Annotated in this window: 21 protein-coding genes; 4 read left to right on the forward strand and 17 right to left on the reverse strand. The window is 54.3% G+C overall.

Annotation, left to right across the window (positions count from 1 at the left end; genetic code table 11):
• Positions 1-13: 13 nt before the first annotated feature.
• The 17 genes from HS100_21060 to HS100_21140 all read right to left on the reverse strand — a co-directional run bounded on the left by HS100_21060 (position 14) and on the right by HS100_21140 (position 14,498).
• Positions 14-784 carry a ParA family protein gene (locus tag HS100_21060; protein MBE7436419.1) on the reverse strand — a complete coding sequence of 257 codons (771 nt, stop codon included), beginning with the start codon at positions 782-784 and terminating at the stop codon, positions 14-16.
• Positions 781-1,623: a ribokinase gene (locus HS100_21065; GenBank protein MBE7436420.1), complete on the reverse strand. Its 843-nt coding sequence runs from the start codon at positions 1,621-1,623 to the stop codon at positions 781-783. Before HS100_21065 ends, HS100_21060 begins: the two co-directional genes overlap by 4 nt.
• Positions 1,624-1,727: 104 nt before the next feature.
• Positions 1,728-2,546: a Jag N-terminal domain-containing protein gene (locus HS100_21070; GenBank protein MBE7436421.1), complete on the reverse strand. Its 819-nt coding sequence runs from the start codon at positions 2,544-2,546 to the stop codon at positions 1,728-1,730.
• 9 nt (positions 2,547-2,555) lie between these two features.
• On the reverse strand, positions 2,556-3,446 hold the full coding sequence (locus tag HS100_21075; protein MBE7436422.1) for a membrane protein insertase YidC: 891 nt from the start codon (positions 3,444-3,446) through the stop codon (positions 2,556-2,558).
• Positions 3,447-3,461: 15 nt separating this feature from the next.
• Entirely contained in the window at positions 3,462-4,586 is a 1,125-nt protein-coding gene (locus HS100_21080) for a PQQ-binding-like beta-propeller repeat protein (GenBank protein ID MBE7436423.1), read from the reverse strand.
• A gap of 15 nt (positions 4,587-4,601) precedes the next feature.
• Positions 4,602-4,838 (reverse strand): membrane protein insertion efficiency factor YidD, encoded by a 237-nt coding sequence (yidD, locus tag HS100_21085; GenBank protein MBE7436424.1) that lies wholly within the window; start codon positions 4,836-4,838, stop codon positions 4,602-4,604.
• Between the two features lie 55 nt (positions 4,839-4,893).
• The gene (gene rnpA / locus HS100_21090; GenBank protein MBE7436425.1) at positions 4,894-5,271 is read right to left on the reverse strand and encodes a ribonuclease P protein component; all 378 of its coding nucleotides are present in this window, start codon (positions 5,269-5,271) and stop codon (positions 4,894-4,896) included.
• Between the two features lie 38 nt (positions 5,272-5,309).
• Positions 5,310-5,480, reverse strand: coding sequence for a 50S ribosomal protein L34 (gene rpmH, locus HS100_21095; protein ID MBE7436426.1), 171 nt, complete (start codon positions 5,478-5,480; stop codon positions 5,310-5,312).
• Positions 5,481-5,663: 183 nt separating this feature from the next.
• A complete protein-coding gene (add, locus tag HS100_21100; GenBank protein MBE7436427.1) occupies positions 5,664-6,677 on the reverse strand; it encodes an adenosine deaminase in 1,014 nt (337 codons plus the stop codon).
• A gap of 45 nt (positions 6,678-6,722) precedes the next feature.
• Positions 6,723-7,970 carry a Zn-dependent hydrolase gene (locus HS100_21105; GenBank protein MBE7436428.1) on the reverse strand — a complete coding sequence of 416 codons (1,248 nt, stop codon included), beginning with the start codon at positions 7,968-7,970 and terminating at the stop codon, positions 6,723-6,725.
• Positions 7,971-8,108: 138 nt separating this feature from the next.
• Positions 8,109-8,552: an Hsp20/alpha crystallin family protein gene (locus HS100_21110; protein ID MBE7436429.1), complete on the reverse strand. Its 444-nt coding sequence runs from the start codon at positions 8,550-8,552 to the stop codon at positions 8,109-8,111.
• A gap of 121 nt (positions 8,553-8,673) precedes the next feature.
• Positions 8,674-9,390, reverse strand: coding sequence for a response regulator transcription factor (locus HS100_21115; GenBank protein MBE7436430.1), 717 nt, complete (start codon positions 9,388-9,390; stop codon positions 8,674-8,676).
• Complete coding sequence (locus HS100_21120; GenBank protein ID MBE7436431.1) at positions 9,391-9,633, reverse strand: hypothetical protein; 243 nt, start codon at positions 9,631-9,633, stop codon at positions 9,391-9,393.
• A gap of 21 nt (positions 9,634-9,654) precedes the next feature.
• Positions 9,655-10,164, reverse strand: a complete 510-nt coding sequence (locus tag HS100_21125) for an FHA domain-containing protein (protein ID MBE7436432.1) — start codon at positions 10,162-10,164, stop codon at positions 9,655-9,657.
• Positions 10,161-11,648 carry a VWA domain-containing protein gene (locus tag HS100_21130; protein ID MBE7436433.1) on the reverse strand — a complete coding sequence of 496 codons (1,488 nt, stop codon included), beginning with the start codon at positions 11,646-11,648 and terminating at the stop codon, positions 10,161-10,163. The genes HS100_21125 and HS100_21130 overlap by 4 nt, the downstream gene beginning before the upstream one ends.
• A gap of 8 nt (positions 11,649-11,656) precedes the next feature.
• Positions 11,657-12,565: a serine/threonine-protein phosphatase gene (locus HS100_21135; GenBank protein MBE7436434.1), complete on the reverse strand. Its 909-nt coding sequence runs from the start codon at positions 12,563-12,565 to the stop codon at positions 11,657-11,659.
• A gap of 34 nt (positions 12,566-12,599) precedes the next feature.
• The gene (locus HS100_21140; GenBank protein ID MBE7436435.1) at positions 12,600-14,498 is read right to left on the reverse strand and encodes a serine/threonine-protein kinase; all 1,899 of its coding nucleotides are present in this window, start codon (positions 14,496-14,498) and stop codon (positions 12,600-12,602) included.
• A 120-nt stretch (positions 14,499-14,618) separates the two neighbouring features.
• On the opposite strand from HS100_21140, the gene HS100_21145 reads away from it, so the two are divergent.
• The 4 genes from HS100_21145 (at position 14,619) to HS100_21160 (ending at position 17,968) form a co-directional block, all read left to right on the forward strand.
• Entirely contained in the window at positions 14,619-15,287 is a 669-nt protein-coding gene (locus HS100_21145; GenBank protein MBE7436436.1) for a metallophosphoesterase, read from the forward strand.
• Positions 15,277-16,125, forward strand: coding sequence for a hypothetical protein (locus HS100_21150; GenBank protein ID MBE7436437.1), 849 nt, complete (start codon positions 15,277-15,279; stop codon positions 16,123-16,125). Before HS100_21145 ends, HS100_21150 begins: the two co-directional genes overlap by 11 nt.
• A gap of 93 nt (positions 16,126-16,218) precedes the next feature.
• Positions 16,219-17,148, forward strand: a complete 930-nt coding sequence (locus HS100_21155; protein ID MBE7436438.1) for a dihydrodipicolinate synthase family protein — start codon at positions 16,219-16,221, stop codon at positions 17,146-17,148.
• A gap of 4 nt (positions 17,149-17,152) precedes the next feature.
• On the forward strand, positions 17,153-17,968 hold the full coding sequence (locus HS100_21160; protein MBE7436439.1) for a lipoate--protein ligase family protein: 816 nt from the start codon (positions 17,153-17,155) through the stop codon (positions 17,966-17,968).
• Positions 17,969-18,033 lie beyond the last annotated feature (65 nt).

Below are 18,033 nucleotides of genomic sequence, written 5' to 3' on the forward strand. Positions count from 1 at the left end.
TGACGATTTGCGTTTAATTCTTATCGCCTTTCAATAATTCCTTCGCCAGTGCCTCGTATGCCTGTGCTCCGGGAGAATGCGGCGCGTATTCAGAAATGGGAAGCCCATACGATGGCGCCTCCGCCAAACGGACACTGCGCGGAACGATGCTTTTGAAGACCTGGTTCGGGAAGTGCTTGTTCACCTCGCGCACCACGTCGGTCGATAGGTTTGTCCGATTGTCGAACATCGTCAGCACCACGCCGCGCACTTTCAGTTCAGGGAAAAGAGCCGAACGGACGCGCTCGAGCGTTTCCGTCAACTGCCCCAATCCCTCCAGCGCAAGATACTCGCATTGCACCGGCACGATCACGCCGTCCATCGCCGCCATCAATCCGTTGACGGTCAGCAATCCGAGCGAAGGCGGACAATCGATCAAAACATAATCAAAGCGTCTTGCCACTTTCAATACCGCTCTGCGCAAACGCGACTCGCGAGCAAGTTCATCGACGAGTTCCACCTCTGCGCCAGCCAGCGCCGGTGACGAAGGCAAAAGGGATAATTTCAAACGCTCGTTCAATAAAATGTAGGGGAATATATCTTCATCGCCGAGCAAGGCTTCGTACGTGCTGTTCTCCACAGCGAGTTTATCCACGCCGAGGCAGGATGTCGCGTTTGCCTGCGGGTCGAGATCGACCACAAGCACGCGCAGTCCCATCCTGGCAAGATATGCCGCAAGGTTGATGGTGGTCGTGGTCTTGCCCACGCCGCCCTTTTGATTCACGAGCGTATAAACCTTCGTCAAGATAAAACCTCCATCTTGCAATGTTCGATCTCTGCCCTTGTCGGGATCCCACCCAGCCCGGTGCGCGTGACCGAATGCGCGGCGAGATGCACGGCAAATCGAGCCGCCTCCCACGGATCGCGCGTTTGGTGGAAGCGGGCGAAGAACGCCGCCGCAAAAATATCTCCCGCGCCTGTCGCGTCCAATTCATCGACCTGCGGCGGACGAAACCGCCTGCGGTCGCCATGCCAGTGCATCACCGCGCCCTGGTCCCCTTCGGTAACACAAAGCAGATTTGTGTGATGCGCCATCCATTCGACAAGTTCGAGATCGCGGTTGATGTCTTCGAGACTCAACACCACGCCTCCCACCCGACCGAGGACCTGATCGCTGTTTTCCCAGGCTTTTGCATCCACCGAACCTTTTTCATCCCATCCCCGCATCCATCCTTGCGGAGTGACTCCCACCCACGAATTCGGGAATTTCCCCGCCATGTTCGCATCCACTTCCTGAGCGATGGGGGCGAGATGGACGATCGGAGCAGTCCGCCAAACCTGGGGGATATCCTCAAAGGAGATCGATGCCGCGCGATGATGAAGCGTCTGTTTTCTTCCATTCCCGGTTTTCAAATTTTCAAACACCGTGCTTGTTTCGGTTGGGATGTTTAAAATCTGAATCCCATCAAGCAGATCGAGCGGGGCATCCTTCCCTGCCGAAGTCACAACACCCACGCGCATGCCCATTGCCTTTGCCGTCAATGCGGCGTAACTTACCGTTCCGCCGAGCTGATGTCCTGCAGGCGTAACATCCAGTGCCGCATGACCGACAAGAAGATAATCCACAGGGTAAAGTTCAGGCATGGTCGAATTATACCGTGAGGGCGGACGGTAGACGATGGACAACAGGCGATAAAAAAGACCGCAGACATACATCCACGGTCCATAGCCTTTCGTACACGATCTGATTATTCTTTTGGCAGAATAACCACTTTACGATACGGTTCCTCTCCGGTGCTTTCGGTCTTGACGGCGGGATGCCCGCGCAGTTCGATGTGAACGACACGCCGTTCGCCCGAAGGCATGGGCTCCATCGTCACTTTGCGCCCGGTCTTTGTGACCTGGTCTGCCATGCGGTTTGCGAGCTGGCGAATTTGTTTTTCGCGGCGGGCGCGATACCCCTCCACATCCACGATCAATTGAACCCACTGCTGGGACTGCTTACCGACGATCAAGGAAGCCACATGCTGGAATGCCGTAAGCGTTTCAGCGCGGCGTCCAATGAGAGCCGTAAGATCGTCGCCGCGCACATCCACCAAAATGGTGCGGTGCTCGCCGTTGTCCATTTCATCGTAATGAGCCGAGACCTGGGCCGTCAAGCCCATGTGATGAATTAGTTTGGAGACCACATCCTCCGCAATGTTTATAACCGGGTCGTGCTCGATTACCCCGTTCCTTGTTTCAGGTTTTTGCGGTGCCGGTTTTTGTTCCACAGTCTTCTTCTCGACCCTGGGTTTGGGTTCAGCCGCTTTCGGCTTGGACTCCGCCTTTTTAGGCGGAACAGGTTTCGGTTCCGGTTTTGATGCGGGACGATCGGGTTGGGGCGGGGGATTTACCGAAAGTCTCACCCGCACCTGGCGGCCGCCAAGTCCGAACAATCCCTTCGAGCCGGAATCCAACACTTCCACTGAAACCGCATCGGCGGTCAGACCAAGTTGGTCGAGACCCTGACGGATGGCTTCCTCAACGGACGGAGCGATAACTTCGAGTGTAGTGCGCTCATTCATAGAGCCTCCCTATTTTTTTGCCGGGGGATTTTTATCGCCGCCAGGCAGCAGGCTGCGCCAGTTGACGCGCCCGGTAGCGGCATATTGGATGATGCCGAGCAGGTTGCTTGCTATGAAATAGATCGACAATCCGGAGGCATAATTGACCGAGAAGAGGAAGAGCATGATGGGCATTTGGATGCTCATGATTTTGGCGGTCTGCGCGGATTGGTCGTTGGGATTCGCCGACGGGGGCATGGTGAGTTTGCTCTGCAGGTAGGTGGTCAGCGCCACGATCAACGCAAGCACGGGGATGGCAAAACCGAATATCTCCGTTCGCTCAGGCAGTCCCATGTCCATCCACAGGAACTTGCTGTTGAGCGGCACAAGCTCTGCGGCATTCTGAAAATCATACAACCGGCGCGAGAGGTTCAAGATACTGAGCGGTCCGGAACCGATGGCATAATTGATGGCGGGAATGAGCGCAAACAGGATGGGAAACTGGATGAGCATCGGGAGACAGGAGCCGAAGACATTGACCCCGCGCTCGCGCTGGATGCGGAACTGTTCCTGCGCCAGTTTTTCCTTATCCTTGGCGTATTTTTTCTGGACGGCGATCCATTCCTTGTCGTTCTGGAGTTCCTGCATGGCTTGCTGACCCTTCATCTGTTGAGCGTTGAGGGGCCATGTCAGGACACGGATCAACACGGTAAACAGAATGAGCGCCAGCCCGAAATTCCGCCCGACCAGCCCGTAGATGAAGATCATGATGTTGATCATCAGGTCGATGATGAAGTTGAAGTTGGTGAACGCCACGAACAAAACACCGATGACCAGGAACGTTTTCCACGAACCCTTGAGAAGTTCGGCTGGATTTTCCGGTAATTGCGCTTGCTGGGTTTGATTGCCTGGATTCTTCATAAGTTGTCAATCTCTTTATTTTTCGGGAAAGGTCCGCTTCACATCGCCGTCGCGATCGAGCGTAACGAAGTAGTAGTCTGATTGCAGGTATGCCACAAGGATGTATTCGCCAGAAACCACCGGAGTGGAATAGACATTCCCTTCCTGGTCGGGACGGTACCACACCTCGAAATCGGATCCATCTTTAAGCACGGAATAGACGTCGCCAGACTCGGTGGCTACGATGATCCGATCGTCCACGATCAGCGGACTGGCGGTAATCGCGCCATCGAGTTGAATCGGGTCAAAATTCCAATCGCCTGTTTTGGTATTGTACGAATAAAAATATCCCGCCACGTCGCCGAAATACAAATTATCGCCGTCGGTCACCGGGGTCCCCCACACCCAGTCGTTCGTATCCTTGACTGATTCATGGTCGCCGGTGGCAGGGTCGAAGCGTTCCAGTTTGCTGGCAAGCGAGCCGACATATAACATGCCGTCTGCGCCGAGGACGGGGGCGCCTGGTACGGCAGCGTCGAGCTGGTGCTGCCATTCGATTGCATACGATTCCAGGTTGATCGCAAAGATGCGGTGATCGAGCGAGGTCACGAAGATGCGCGTGCCATCGCTGACGGGTTGTGCCCAAAGCCGGTTGGTCTCCGACCCGCCGGAAAGTTCGATCTTTTCGATCGCGCTCTTCTCGGATCTCCCATCCGTCAAATCGAGGACATAGACGTTGCCGTCTGAGTTCGGGGCAAACAGGCGGTCATCCACGACAAGGGGAGGCGCAACCCAATGTCCCTTCACGTCTGAGAAGGTCCAGGCGATATTCGGAGCCTTGTCGGAGGTTATGTCGTTGGTATCAAGGGCGTAAAGGGTGTGTTTGTTACCCGAGTCGGGAACGATCAATAATTCATCTTCTGTGAGCACAGGGGTCGTGACGAAAAGGCTGGGATTCGATCCCAGGAAACCGCCGCTTACGCTAAATTGCCACAATTCCGCCCCGGTGTTGACATCCACTGCAAAAACCGCATTTGTGTGCGCCAGGTACGCCACTTTATCGCTGGCAGCCAGACCTGGCCATGCGCTTGGGCCGGTACAGCCAGCCAGGAAAACGGCTGCGAACAGCGCAAACGCAATAAAGGAAATCTTTTTTGGCATCGAAAATTCGTACTCCTATGGAACGGGGTCATACCCGCCGGGATTGAAAGGGTTACAACGCAAGACCCGCCAGGCCGCCATGAAAGAACCTTTCAATGCGCCGTATTTATAAACCGCCTGGTAACCGTAGTGCGAACAGGACGGATAAAAGCGGCAGGTATTGGCGGGCAGACCTGGTGAAATGAGTTTTTGATACAGACGAATCAAAGCCAGCAGGAAGATGCGCGGAAGATTCCCAATCGTCCGGGGCATATCGCGCAGCTGCGGTTCATGGGAATAATCGTGCAGGTGGAATTGCTCGTCGAATTCAGGATTCATCTATTGGGAGAAGAAGTCCGGCGCGTTTGAGGAGGCTCATCAAAGCGGAGCGGCAGTCTGCCAGGGTTGCAGAAGCAAGCGCGGGTCTGGCGATCAGGATCAGGTCCCAGCCGGAGGCGTTGTCCTGGGCTTGTCGAAGGGCGATGGAAGGGATGAGAGTCCGCATCGCTTCGCGCAGGAGACGCTTCGCACGGTTGCGATGGACAGCGGTTCCCGTCATCTTACCCGCCGCTATGCCGACCTTTAAATGACCGCTTGATTCATTAGCCTGCGCCACCAATACAACAAGCGGATGGGCATAAGACTTGCCGGTCCGCCGCACCCGCTTGAAATCTTCAGACCGGGACAGTCGAAATCGTCTCTGCACCCGCGCCTCATGATATCTCCGCGACGAACGCTGGAGAATTACCAGCGAGTCCGTTTGACGTGATTGTTTGCTGAAACAGTAAGTTTATGGCGTCCCTTCAGGCGGCGGCGCTTGAGGACGGCGCGCCCATCGGCAGTCGCCATGCGCGAACGGAAACCATGCACGCGCACGCGGCGGCGGATCTTGGGCTGATACGTTCGTTTTGTCATTCTACGATCTTCCTATTCCTTGAGATGATTACACAATCCCCGATGGGATGGGTGTTCTGAGTCGGATAAGCGCATTATTTTACCGCAGAGGGAGGGAATCGGTCAATTTGATTTTAAACCGGACTCCAACGACTCCCGTCGTTTGAAGGTCGAAAGTCTGGAGACTTTCAACTCCCTTTCTCCTCATGCAAAATACTTTTCCCAAAGGGGTTTGGTTTTGGCGGGGTCGATAAACGACGACTCGAAAGCAAGGCGATTGCAGGTGTGGATGTCCTCCATGCTCATGCCAAGGATTTCGTGCGCGATTCGATATTCGTTGTTGACATTGGTTTCCAGCACTTCCGGATCGTCCGAGTTGATCGTGACCCGCACGCCAAGATCGAACAATCTTTTGAGCGGATGCGCCTCGATCGTCGGGACGGAGTTGGTCAGGTAATTCGACCAGGGATTCACCTCGAGGGTGATTCCGCGCTCGACGATCAGTTCGACAACCTTCATGTCTTCGATACTGTGGATTCCGTGGCCGATACGGTCCGGTTGGAAATTCCTGATGGTCTCAGCCACATAAGAGGCGGGCGTATCTTCGCCCGAATGGATGGTGACTTTCAGCCCGGCGTCTTTTGCCTTGAGAATCGGTCTGATGAAATCCCTTGCCGGGTAGATCTTTTCGCCATCCGCAAGATCAACCGCCTGGATGTATTTCCTATGCCTGATCGCCCAATCCACGGTTTTGACGCAGGATTCAGCGCCCATGCTTCGGGATGTGATGGCGACCATGCCGATCGCCATGTCGAATTCTTTTTCCGCACGTGCCTGCGCGCGGAGCAAACCTTCGAGACAGGCATCCCAGTCCAGATTATGACCATGGAACGCCCAATCGGGCGAAAAGCGCACTTCGAAGAGTTTGATATTCTGTTTTGCGCAGTCTTCGAAGAGCTCCCAGGCGATCCTTTCGACAACCGCGGGCGATGTGATGCTTCGCTGGAAAATATCGAACGCCTCCAGCACCGCCTGCAGGTCTTCCATCTGGTCGAGGACCTTGACGTGCTTGTCCAATTCCTCCACCTCATAGGAAGGCAGGGAAATGTCGAATTCCTTCGCCACGTCGATGATGGTCTGGGTGCGAATCGCGCCCTCAAGGTGGCAGTGGATTTCGGTCTTGGGAATGGAATTGTATTTTGGGTCGAAGATTTTCATGGGGAATCCTGGTGTTTTCACCACAGATGAATGGACTGGCTTATTTTACCCGCTTCCCAAACGCAGCGCCGCCTGCAAAAGTACGTTCGCGCCGTTGACACAATCTTTCCACTCGGTAAACTCGCGCGGAGAGTGGCTCGCTCCATCCACCGATGGGACGAAGATCATCCCCACGGGGCACACATCCGCAAGCGATTGAGCATCATGACCGGCGCCGGAGGGAAGAGGCGTATGCGACAATCCAAGGTCATTGCAAGCCTCGGCAAAGTTGTTGCGGATGGTTTCATCCATCAGGCTTGGCGAGTGCCTGCCAAGATATTCAGTCTTCAGACTCAAACCGAAGCGTCCGGCTTCGCGTTCCGCCAATTCGAGCAAGGCTTGATTCAACCGGTCGAATTGTTCTTCATCCGGCGAGCGAAATTCGAGAGACACATCCACCTGCGCAGGGACAATGTTGAAGGCACCCGGCGCGAACTCCATTCGACCCACGTTCACCACACAATTCGGAAATTTGCGCATGACCATTTCCCGCGCCGCCAATGTGAACGCGCTCGAGCCCAATGACGCATCACGCCGGTCTTCCATTGTCGTCGAACCGGCATGATCCGCCTTGCCGATGAATGTTAAACGATATGACCAGATGCCGACAATGGCATTAACGATGCCAATATCCATATTCGCGCGTTCCAATCTTTTTCCCTGCTCGATGTGCAGTTCCAAATAACCTGCCAAGTCTTCCTTCCTTCGTGCCGCATTCAACATGCCGGATTCATTCAACCCTGCCCGTTGCATCCCTTCTAGCAATTTCCCCCGTCCGCCGCGCGGTTTTTGCAAATCATCGGGATGAAGGTGGCCGGCAAGCGCCGCGCTGCCAAGTAGACCGACAAGCGTGCCTTCTTCATCGGTGAAATCCATCGCCTCCAAATGGACTTTTAGCCTGATCCTGTTTTCTCGGACCGTTTTCAACACTTCGAGTGCGGCCATTACACCGAGAGCGCCGTCGAACCGCCCGCCGTTTGGGACAGAATCCAAATGCGAACCGAGAATCAGCGTTGGCGCGGAGGGATCGTCGCATGGTAATACAGCAAAATGGTTCCCCGCCCCATCGGTGCGGAATTCGAATCCGCTTTGTTCGATGTGATCACGGAACCACTTCCGGGCGGCAAGGTGCGCCTCGCTGAAGGTGGGCCGGTCCACGCCCGAATCAGCCGTGGCGCCGATGGAGGCTAACTGGTTGAAGGAATCCAGCATCCGGTCCGGGTTGATGCGAAGGGAGGAAAAGGCTTGGGTCATGTGTTAAAGTCTCCAGTATCCCGTATATCATAACAAAACAGGAGTCGATGTTCGACTCCTGTTTCATAATCGGCGTCATCCTGAAATGGAGCGGGAGATTCATCGCTTCGCCCAGAATGACATGGATGGGAAGAGGTTTTATTTGGTCTTGATGTTGATGGTCTTGGGTTTGACTTCATCCGCTTTGGGAAGCGTGATGGTCAATACGCCGTTCTCGAAATCCGCTTTGGACTTGTCGGCCACGACCTCGGTGGGCAGGACGATCGAGCGTTCGAAGGCGCCCCAGCGCTGTTCGCGGATGTGATACGCTTTTTCCTTCGTCTCACTATCCTGCCTGGCTTCGCCCTTGATGGTGAGGACTTCGCCGGTGACGTTGATCTGGACCTCATCCGCCTTGATGCCGGGGAGGGCGGCTTTCACAACGACCTCATTATCGGTCTGGTACATATCCACGGCGGGAATGGACCAGTTGTTGCCGGTGAGGCTGAGCGGGCGGGTGAACGCGTCGTCGAAGAGGCGATCCATGGCTTCACGCAGGGTCATCATCTCGCGAGCGGGCTCCCAACGAATTAAATTAGACATAGGTACCTCCTTTTGAGTTTTGGTTTGTTTCATGCCCCTAATTTAAAACGCCTGCGTTAGAAGAACACAAGCGTTTTGTATTCATTTTGTTAGAGAAGACAGGTCAACATGCCTGTGCCGGCTATTCTTTGTTTCTTTTGAAATCGACGAAGCGATAGCCCACTCCGCGCTCGGTGAGGATGTAGACCGGGTTTGCCGGGTCTTTCTCCAGTTTCTGGCGGAGGTAGTTGATATACAGGCGGACGTAGTGCGGTTCGTCCCGATATTCATAGCCCCATACTTTTTGGAGCAACTGGTCATGAGAGACGACCCAGCCAGCGTTTTGAACCAGGTGATAAAGCAGGCGATATTCCGTCGGACGGAGTTTGACGAGCTTGCCCTCCAGCCAGATCTCGCGGCGTTCGAAGTCGATCTTGAGGCGCTTATCGATCTCGATCAATCCGTGCATGGAGCCAGTGGCGCCTTCGGTGCGGCGCAGAACGGCTTTGATGCGGCTGACCAGTTCGCGCGGACTAAACGGTTTAGTGATGTAATCATCCGCTCCCTGCTCCAGCCCGCGGACGCGGTCATCCTCCTCGCCTTTGGCGGTGAGCATGATGACGGGCACATTGCTAAAATCACGAATGGTTTCGAGGACATCGAAGCCGTCGATATCCGGCATCATCACATCGAGAAGGATGAGGTCGGGGGTGAAATCACGGATCTTTTGGATTGCCTGCTTTCCATTGAACGCCTCCCCCACCTGGAAGCCATCGTGCTCCAGGTTCATGCGGATGAAGCGAACCATGCGCTCCTCGTCATCCACAACGAGAATGCGCCTCCTGTCTAAATCTGCCATTTATTCCCTCACAAAGCCGATGATCTTTTCGTCCTGGGCGTCTCCGAGGATCTCGATGAAACTCACCTTGGCAAGAGGCCAGATGACCTTGTCGGTACCGGGGTCGATATAGTGCAGGTCCTTCCCGTCCTTTTGGCGCGGGTTGGTAAGGACAATGATATTGTCAGTGGGTTTGGGAAGGTCTTCCACTTCCCCGGCGACGGATACCTCATTGGGTATATGCAGGATCACGGTGAATGCCATGTCAATTCGTTCTCCTTGTAATTACTCTTTTTCGATCAGGACCTGAATCCTCATTTTGCCGAGCGCAAGAATATCGCCATGCTTGAGCATCTGCTCGGTATTTGGAGTCATTCGGTTTCCGTTGATGTAGGTCCCGTTCGCAGATCCGAGATCCATGAAGGCAACTTTTTCCCCGTTGCGCCGGATGACCGCATGCAGGCGCGAAACCCCCGCCGCATACGCCTGATAGGGCGAAAGGTCGATATCCGGCATGATGGGCTGCCCCTCGCTGATTCTACCCATGGTGAATTCATTCCGGGAGGAAAGCGGCAGGACCTGACCGGTATCGAGAAGATAGAGGTTCGCCCATGCATCCTCTCCCTCCACGGGCCCGCTCATCTCCCCAGTGGTGCGTTGGCTGGTGTATTTGAGGTTTTCTGTCGCGATCGTCTGGGTCGTCAATGTATCCCTTCCGATGAGTTGTGCGCCGCATTCAGCGCAAAACAATGCGCCGGTCATATTGGCATGCTTGCAATTGGAACAGATGATCATGTTGGTTTCTCCTTGCCACTGCCCAATAACAGCGCCCGGGTTTTGTATTTTATATCCTTGCTGCCCGATTCGCTCCAGGCACGTTGGTTTTCCAGGTTTTGCGCTTCTAGCAAGGCGGTTTTTGCAATGCCCGTCTCACCCTGCGAAAGCAGGTGGGTGGCAAGATTTTGCAGGTGGCGCGCCGCCTCATCATGGCGCCCCTGACTGGCCGCCACCTGCGCCCGTTCCTGCATTCGGTAAAGAGTCAGGCGGGAAAGCGCCTTGAGTACTTTTGTCGGCGGAGGTTCGGCTTTGGGTTCTGGATAGACATTCCGGATCAGCCGGAACCGAATTGGAGGAACCGGCAAAGGCTGGGAGACAACAGACGCCTTCAAGAGTCCATCCAAAAGCAGGACATCGTGATTCTCAAGCGCAGTTGGCCTGACCACAAGTTCGAGGAGGATATGCAGGGGCGTATCCCGCAGGATCGGACCCAGGTGCATAGGCGATCTTACCTCGATTTGGCTGCCCTCCGGCTGAAGGCGAAAGGCAAAATTGAGCTTTATGTGCTCCTGTTCGCTGAATTCAAGCAGCACTTCATCTGCATATGTGCTGGTGAGCGCTTTGAATTTCTCGACCAGGAATCTTTCGATATCCCTTGGTTCCGAAATGTATACAGAGGAACCGCCGGTCTTGCCTGCCAATGCGTCCAAAAAGATGTCGTTCCATTCAGAACCGATCCCCATGCCGGTAATACCAACATTTTGTTGAGCAGCCTCTTCCGCAAGGTTCAGGCAGGCCTGCTCATCCCCGTAGGTTTCCCCATCGGTAAGAAGGATGATGTGATTGACTCTCGACGGGTCAAGTGTGCGGCGGATCTCCTTCATACCCGCCTCCAACCCCTGGAAAATCTCCGTGCCCCCGGACGTTTGCATCATCTGGATGCTGTTTTCCTGTTTCCTCCGATCCAGATTGATCGAAGCAGGCACAACCACTTCTGCACGGTCACTGAAGGAGACGATGCTGAGTACATCCTGCGGACGCAGAGTCCGCATCAACTGAACTGCTGTCGCCTTGAGGACATCCATCTTGTCGCCCTGCATCGATGTCGAGCGATCCAACACAAGGCAAAGATTCAGAGGTGGAGCGGGAAGGCTCCCGGATTGTTTTTCCGAAGGTTCGATCTCCAGCAGGATGTAAAGAAGCTGGTCCTCCTTGATCTGCACAAGACTTGGGCGGCTGTAGTAAACCTCGTGACGGATGAATTTATTCGCGACAGGGACTTCAGGCGGGAGGGTGGCATCGTATTGCGCCCGCCGTTTTGGATTGGAAAGCACCTCATACGCCTGTTGGACGCTGAGGAATATTTCGGTTTCGCCGGCCGCCACGTTCTTATCCGGATGCAATCGCTGAGCCGCCTCGAGATAGGCGCGTCGAATCTCCTCCTGTGTGGCATCACGCAAGACCCCAAGCGTGACGTAATGATCGGGCTGGCTGGCGGACATGTCGGAAGTTATCCTACGATTTGAGCAAGAATCACCGTAATATTATCCGGCCCCCCCGCGGCATTCGCAGCCTCGACCATGCTCTGGCAGGCGCGGTGCAAGTTGGGCGACTCGTTGACGATGCGAACGACATCCTTTTCGTTAACCACACCCCACAACCCATCGCTGCATATCATGAGGTAGCCCGGCTGCGGGAACGGGATGGTGAAGATATCCGCTTCAAGAGTCTCACCCTGGCCCAGCGCGCGGATCAAGACATTGCGATGAGGGAAGCTATCCACCTCATCCTTGCTGAGATGCCCAAGTTCCTCGAGCCGCTTGACGAGCGAATGATCACGGGTGAGCGAATCCAACCTGCCATCAGGATATATCGCATACGCGCGGCTATCGCCCACGTGCCCCAGGGTAATTTGATGGCCAAGCACGAGCGCGGCTGTAACTGTCGTCCCGGAACCCGGCGCTTCTCTCTGGATGTATTGATGCGCCTCCATGATGGAGGATTCCATGACCTCTTGCAGGGATTCCTGAAGCGATTGCGCAGGAAGTTTATACAAATACGAGTGAAACTTATTGACAATATTGCCGCCGACGATTCGGACAGCCGCGTTGCTTGCCACTTCGCCAAACTGATGCCCGCCCATTCCATCGGCAACGATATACAGACCAAATGGTATGCTCTCGGGGCTCCCGGAGATCGTGGTGGTGAGCGCAAGCAGGCTGTCTTCATTGTGATCGCGTTGTTTACCGACGGATTGTCCGACGCTTGCCACCAACTGCCGAATCTCATAGCGGGGAGCCTGGCTGGAGATGATCGACTGAATCTGCTGGTCGGTCAACGGGGCCGTGGTGACGGCATCTGCTTGCCGGGGTTTTGTATCCTCTTTTGAGCCAAATAACTTTCGGAATAAATCAGCCACAAGTTCTCCTTTTAGGCGAAAAGCACGTAACCATTCAAGCAAATAACGCGTAAACATGATGGTCCGTCGAACCGAAATACACAATATCGTCAAAAACGACGGGCGAGCCGGTGATCGGGCCGTTGGTCTCGAATTTCCAGCGAAGGCGGCCCGTGCGGTACTCAAGGCAGTACATATTTCCGTCTACAGAACCAATATAGAGGGAATCCTTGTAAATCGCCGGGGAGCTGCTTATCTGGTTGTCTGTTTTATAGCGCCAGACTTCCTTCGCCGTGCGCACATCGACGCAATAGACAAAGCCGTCTGCTGCGCCGATGAAGATGAACTCGTCAGCGATCGCAGGCGAAGAAATCGTCCCCTTTCCAAGGCGGAACTTCCAAATCGCCCAACCGCTCTTGGCATCCAGGGCATAGAGGGTACCATCGAGTGAGGCGGCATAAATCGCCTGTCCTTTATTGACCGGGGAGGAGGTCAAGGCGCGTTTCGCCTGGAATCGCCATTTCATCGCGCCGCGAAAATCGAGGCTGTAGAATGAGCCGCTTTCCGTCCCAAAGTAGATCATCTCGTTTGCGATCAAAGGTGTGGAATGGATCGGGCTGTCGGTGGAGAATTTCCAGACCGGCCTGCCGCTATTGACATTGACCGCATGCAGGTCATTATCGTCGGATCCGAAGAAGACATGTCCGTCCGAGATGCGCGGTGAGGAGTAGATCCTGCCATCAGTGTAATACGTCCACAAGAGTTTGCCCGAGCGCGCTCCAATGACGTGCAGCCGTTGATCTTCCGAACAGAAAAAGACGTTGTTCTCATAGACTAACGGGCGGGAGACAATCCCGCCATCCGTCGGATACTTCCACTGGAACTTGCCGTCAGCAGCGTTCAAGGCGTAGAGGTTGTTATCATAACAACCAACGTACAATATGCCCTGGTGCAGGGTCGGTGTTCCGCGGATCTCATCCTCGCATTTGAAATCCCATACGGGTTTTACCCCACTGCTGACAGGCGTGGGCAGCGCGGTGGAAGTCAGTTTTTCAAGAACGCCGGTTTTTCGCGCGACACCCATCAGCGCGTCCTTCATCGCATCGGCGGTTTGAAATCGTTCTGTGGGATTGTATTGCAAGGCTGTGTTCACAACCGCTTCAAGTTCGATGGAAGTATTCGGGTTGATCCTGCGTACAGGCCGCTCGGCGAATGTGAAGGGAGGCTCCAAACGCGGATCGCGGCGGGTAAGGACGTGGTGCAGGGTCGCGCCAAGGGCGTAGATATCCGCGAGAGGAGTGGCATCGCCGCGATACTGCTCGGGCGGAGAATAACCCTCGGTGCCTATCATTGTGCCTTTTATGCCCGTCTGAAAAGTTTTAGCGATGCCGAAATCCACAAGGACCACGTCCCCGTTGTGGTTGATGATCACATTGGACGGTTTCATATCCCTGAAAATGATCGGTTCCGGTTTGTGGTTGTGCAGATAAGCAAGCACGTCACACAGCTGGATCGCCCAATTAATGACCTGGTCCTCCAGCAGGAAGCCGTCCGCATCGTTGATGACCGCCTCCAGATCCCTGCCTTGAATGAATTCAAGCACGAGATAGGAACGATCGTCGTGGGAGAAATAATCGTAGATCCGCGGTATGGAAGGATGGTGGAGAGTGGCAAGCAGATTCGCCTCGCGTTCGAAATTCTGCACGATCGTCTGGCGCACGAGCAGATCCGGCGCCATATTGATCATCTCCTTCACCGCCACCAGTTTCACCACATTCGGGAAGTGCATATCCCGGGCGCGATAAACCGAGCCCATGCCGCCAATCCCGATCACCTCCTGAATGGAATATCGGTTGACCAGCGTCACACCGGCCAGCAATTGCTTGCGCCCCGGCTGATCACCCGAACCCGAACCATAAGGACCGATGGGAGATGTGATGTTTCTAGTTTCCATATCAATAAATCCGAATTTGTGAATTATAAGGGTATTTGCTCCGGCTGGGTATTGCAATTTTGAAAAAAACAGGGATTTCTGCCTTGCAATGGCGCATAAACTACGGCACAATCAAGGTCTGTGAAAATCCTCGCAGTCAGCGATCAGGTAGTCGAACGCGTCTATTCCCTTGCGTCGAACGGTCATTTCAGCGACGTCGGGCTGATTCTCGGTTGCGGTGACCTGCCTTATACCTATCTCGAATTTCTAGTGACGGTGCTGAATGCGCCATTGTTTTATGTGCCAGGGAATCACGACCCTGATTTCAATCCTCGAGATTCGAATTCGAAAGCAGAAGGCGGCTCAAATCTGGACCTCAAGACATTCTGTCATAAAAATATATTGATCGGCGGCTTCGGCGGTTCCGTGCGCTACCGGCCCGATGGGACCAACCAATACACCCAATGGGAAGCGTACCTGAGGGCATTCGGAATGATACCCCGACTCCTTTCCAACCGGCTCCGATACGGGCGCGCCCTTGATATTCTTATCAGTCATTCACCGCCCTCAGGCATCCATGACGATACCGATCAACCCCATCATGGGCTGAGCGCCATCAATTGGCTGATCCGATTCGCCCGTCCCCGCATCCACCTGCATGGACACACTCACTTTTATCGCAGTAACATCGCCAAAAAGGAGACAGGGTTCGGATGCACGACCATAATCAATGTCTATCCTTACAAAGTGATCGAATTTTCGACTTTAGACCCAATCAATAAAGAAAAGCGAGCAGACCATGCCCAATGAACTCGATTCCCTGGTTCGCGCCGATTTCAGCCGCGCGCGTTTCAAGTCATTCATCAACCAGGTTTTTTCGGTGCTTTCCGGCCAGCGCACCACCCTTCTTTCGTACGATGCCGTCAAGGAGAAGTTGAAGATCGGAGGTCCCATTTACAGGGGTGTCAAAACTGTCCGGGTGGACCAGATTGCGGGGAGTCTGAACCGGTATCATGAGTTCGATAACGCATTCCTCCCCAAGGAAGATCAGCTTGCCGGAAGGTGGCAAAAAGTGGACCGCGCCTTTTACCAGGATATCCACCTCCCTCCCGTGGTGCTCTACAAGGCGGGGCAGGTTTATTTCGTTGTGGATGGACATCACCGCGTATCTGTCGCGCGTGAGCAAAAACAGGAATTCATCGAAGCCGAGGTCCGCGAATGCGCCACACGGGTCAATATCACCCCCGAGATCAAGCCGGAAGACCTGGAAATCCTAGGCGCTAAAGTGGATTTTCTCGAGCGGACAGGCTTGGATAAACTCCGCCCGGATGCGGACATCAAGCTTAACGTCCCTGACGGTTTCACCCGCATGCTGGAGCACATCGCCGTGCACCGCTATTTCATGGGTTTGGATTTCAAACGCAATATCTCAGAGCGTGAAGCGGTCGAGCACTGGTACGACAAGGTCTACCTGCCCATTGTGAACATCATCCGTCAAAGCGGATTATTGGAGGATTTCCCCGGCAAAACCGAAGGCGATCTTTATCTTTGGACGCTCGACCATCAACACTATTTGTATCAAGAGGAAGGCCAACCGCTCCAGCCACCGGAGACCGCCGCAAAACAATTCATCGAAGAAAACGAGTAAATCCATCTCCAATGATACTTATTGCATTCAAGCCTTTTGCAAGGTAAACACGTTAAGGCGATACGTCATTCCCTATACTCAAAAGAGAATATCATGACCGACCTCCACCCCCTTTCCGGTGTATACGCCGCCGCGGTTACTCCCTATCTCGGCATCCCCAAAACGCCAGGCAGACCCGATACCGCCTTCGATTTCGAACTGCTCGCCGGTTTTCTCCACTTCCTTGCCGAACGGGGATGTCATGGGGCATTGTTATTTGGAACGACGGGGGAGGGTCCATCCTTCTCGCCCCGCGAACGCGAAGCGGTTCTTCGATCCATCCGGGTGATCCGTCATCAAATACGGGATTTTAAATTATTGGTGGGGACAGGGACATCCAGCCTTTCAGAGACCATCGAGTTGACAAAACTCGCTTACGACCTAGGCTATGACGGGACAGTTGTCCTCCCGCCCTATTATTACCGCAAGGCAACGGAGGACGGCTTGTTCCAGTGGTTCAGCGAATTGATCGAGCAAGCCGTACCGCAGGGAAAATATCTGCTTGGGTATCACATCCCGCCGATGACGGGTCTCGGCTTTTCACTGGATTTGTTGGAACGGCTTAAAACAAAATTCCCGGATCGATTTGCAGGTGTCAAAGACTCTTCGCATGATGAGTCGTTCGCAACCGCCCTCGGGGAGCGTTTTGGAAAAGACCTGCTTGTCCTGAACGGGACAGATTCCTATTTTCATCACGCGCTGAAGAATCACGCGCAAGGCGCGATTACCGCCCCGGCAAATTTGATCTCCGATAATTTACGAAAGATCTGGGACATGTTCCAAGAAGGCCGGGACCCGTCGAAGGTTCAGGCAAAGGTGACAGACCAGAGACATTTTCTGGAGCAATTCTCCCCCATCGCGCCGATCCTCAAAGGATTACTTCACAAAATTCATGGATTGCCGCTGTGGGCGGTTCGCCCGCCATTGGAACACCTTGATGAAAGAACCCTCGAAGATGCGGCGGAGAAATTTCTAAGAATATAAAACCATGTCAATCTGGCGTCTCCTTTACACTTCCCCAGCCACCGGCGCATGGAACATGGCTGTGGACGAGTCCATCCTCGAATCTATTTTTCGCGGCGAGTCGAAGCCGACACTGCGCTTGTATTCATGGAATCCGCCGTGTCTTTCCCTTGGTCACGCCCAACCCTTCAGGGATGTGGATGTGGAGCGACTGCGCGCCCGGGGCTGGGATGTCGTCCGCCGCGTGACCGGGGGACGGGCGATCCTGCACACCGACGAGTTGACCTACTCTGTGGCCGGTCCCGCGGATGAACCCGTCCTTTCAGGCGGAGTGCTTGAATCCTACAACCGGCTGGCAAAAGCGTTGTCTTATGCTGTGCGATCATTAAACGTGCCTGTCGAGGTAAAAGAATCTGAAGACGGACATTCCCAGCAAAATTTGAACCCCGTCTGCTTCGAAGTGCCGTCAACGTATGAGATCACTGTGAATGGAAGGAAATTGATCGGTTCGGCTCAGGCGCGCAGGAAGGAAGGCGTACTCCAGCACGGCTCGCTTCCCTTGACCGGCGACCTATCCCGTATCTGCGACGTCCTGGTTTTCGAAAACGAGTCAAAAAGGCAAAACGCGAAGGAAAGATTGCTGGCGCGGGCAACCACGGTCAGATCCGCTCACGGCGTGGATTCAAGTTGGGAACAGGCCGCCCAGGCTTTCGTCTATGGATTCGAAGCGGAGTTGGGAATCCGTTTCGAGAACGGGGAGCTGGCCCATTCCGAACTTCGACGCGCGGAGGAGTTGGTGAACGAGAAATACGCCCATCCTTCATGGACGGAGCGAAATTAATTTCACACAATTTTCGAACAATCAATTTCATGAAAAAATAACAGGCGCATCCGATTGAGATGCGC

The organism is Anaerolineales bacterium, assembly GCA_015075725.1.
Taxonomy (GTDB): domain Bacteria; phylum Chloroflexota; class Anaerolineae; order Anaerolineales; family Villigracilaceae; genus Villigracilis.

Coding starts and splice junctions, on each gene's coding strand:
- HS100_21065 (MBE7436420.1), bottom strand. CDS start 1,623: ATGCCTGAACTTTACCCTGTGGATTATCTTCTTGTCGGTCATGCGGCA.
- HS100_21070 (MBE7436421.1), bottom strand. CDS start 2,546: ATGAATGAGCGCACTACACTCGAAGTTATCGCTCCGTCCGTTGAGGAA.
- HS100_21075 (MBE7436422.1), bottom strand. CDS start 3,446: ATGAAGAATCCAGGCAATCAAACCCAGCAAGCGCAATTACCGGAAAAT.
- HS100_21080 (MBE7436423.1), bottom strand. CDS start 4,586: ATGCCAAAAAAGATTTCCTTTATTGCGTTTGCGCTGTTCGCAGCCGTT.
- yidD (MBE7436424.1), bottom strand. CDS start 4,838: ATGCCCCGGACGATTGGGAATCTTCCGCGCATCTTCCTGCTGGCTTTG.
- rpmH (MBE7436426.1), bottom strand. CDS start 5,480: ATGACAAAACGAACGTATCAGCCCAAGATCCGCCGCCGCGTGCGCGTG.
- add (MBE7436427.1), bottom strand. CDS start 6,677: ATGAAAATCTTCGACCCAAAATACAATTCCATTCCCAAGACCGAAATC.
- HS100_21105 (MBE7436428.1), bottom strand. CDS start 7,970: ATGACCCAAGCCTTTTCCTCCCTTCGCATCAACCCGGACCGGATGCTG.
- HS100_21110 (MBE7436429.1), bottom strand. CDS start 8,552: ATGTCTAATTTAATTCGTTGGGAGCCCGCTCGCGAGATGATGACCCTG.
- HS100_21115 (MBE7436430.1), bottom strand. CDS start 9,390: ATGGCAGATTTAGACAGGAGGCGCATTCTCGTTGTGGATGACGAGGAG.
- HS100_21120 (MBE7436431.1), bottom strand. CDS start 9,633: ATGGCATTCACCGTGATCCTGCATATACCCAATGAGGTATCCGTCGCC.
- HS100_21125 (MBE7436432.1), bottom strand. CDS start 10,164: ATGATCATCTGTTCCAATTGCAAGCATGCCAATATGACCGGCGCATTG.
- HS100_21130 (MBE7436433.1), bottom strand. CDS start 11,648: ATGTCCGCCAGCCAGCCCGATCATTACGTCACGCTTGGGGTCTTGCGT.
- HS100_21140 (MBE7436435.1), bottom strand. CDS start 14,498: ATGGAAACTAGAAACATCACATCTCCCATCGGTCCTTATGGTTCGGGT.
- HS100_21150 (MBE7436437.1), top strand. CDS start 15,277: ATGCCCAATGAACTCGATTCCCTGGTTCGCGCCGATTTCAGCCGCGCG.
- HS100_21155 (MBE7436438.1), top strand. CDS start 16,219: ATGACCGACCTCCACCCCCTTTCCGGTGTATACGCCGCCGCGGTTACT.
- HS100_21160 (MBE7436439.1), top strand. CDS start 17,153: ATGTCAATCTGGCGTCTCCTTTACACTTCCCCAGCCACCGGCGCATGG.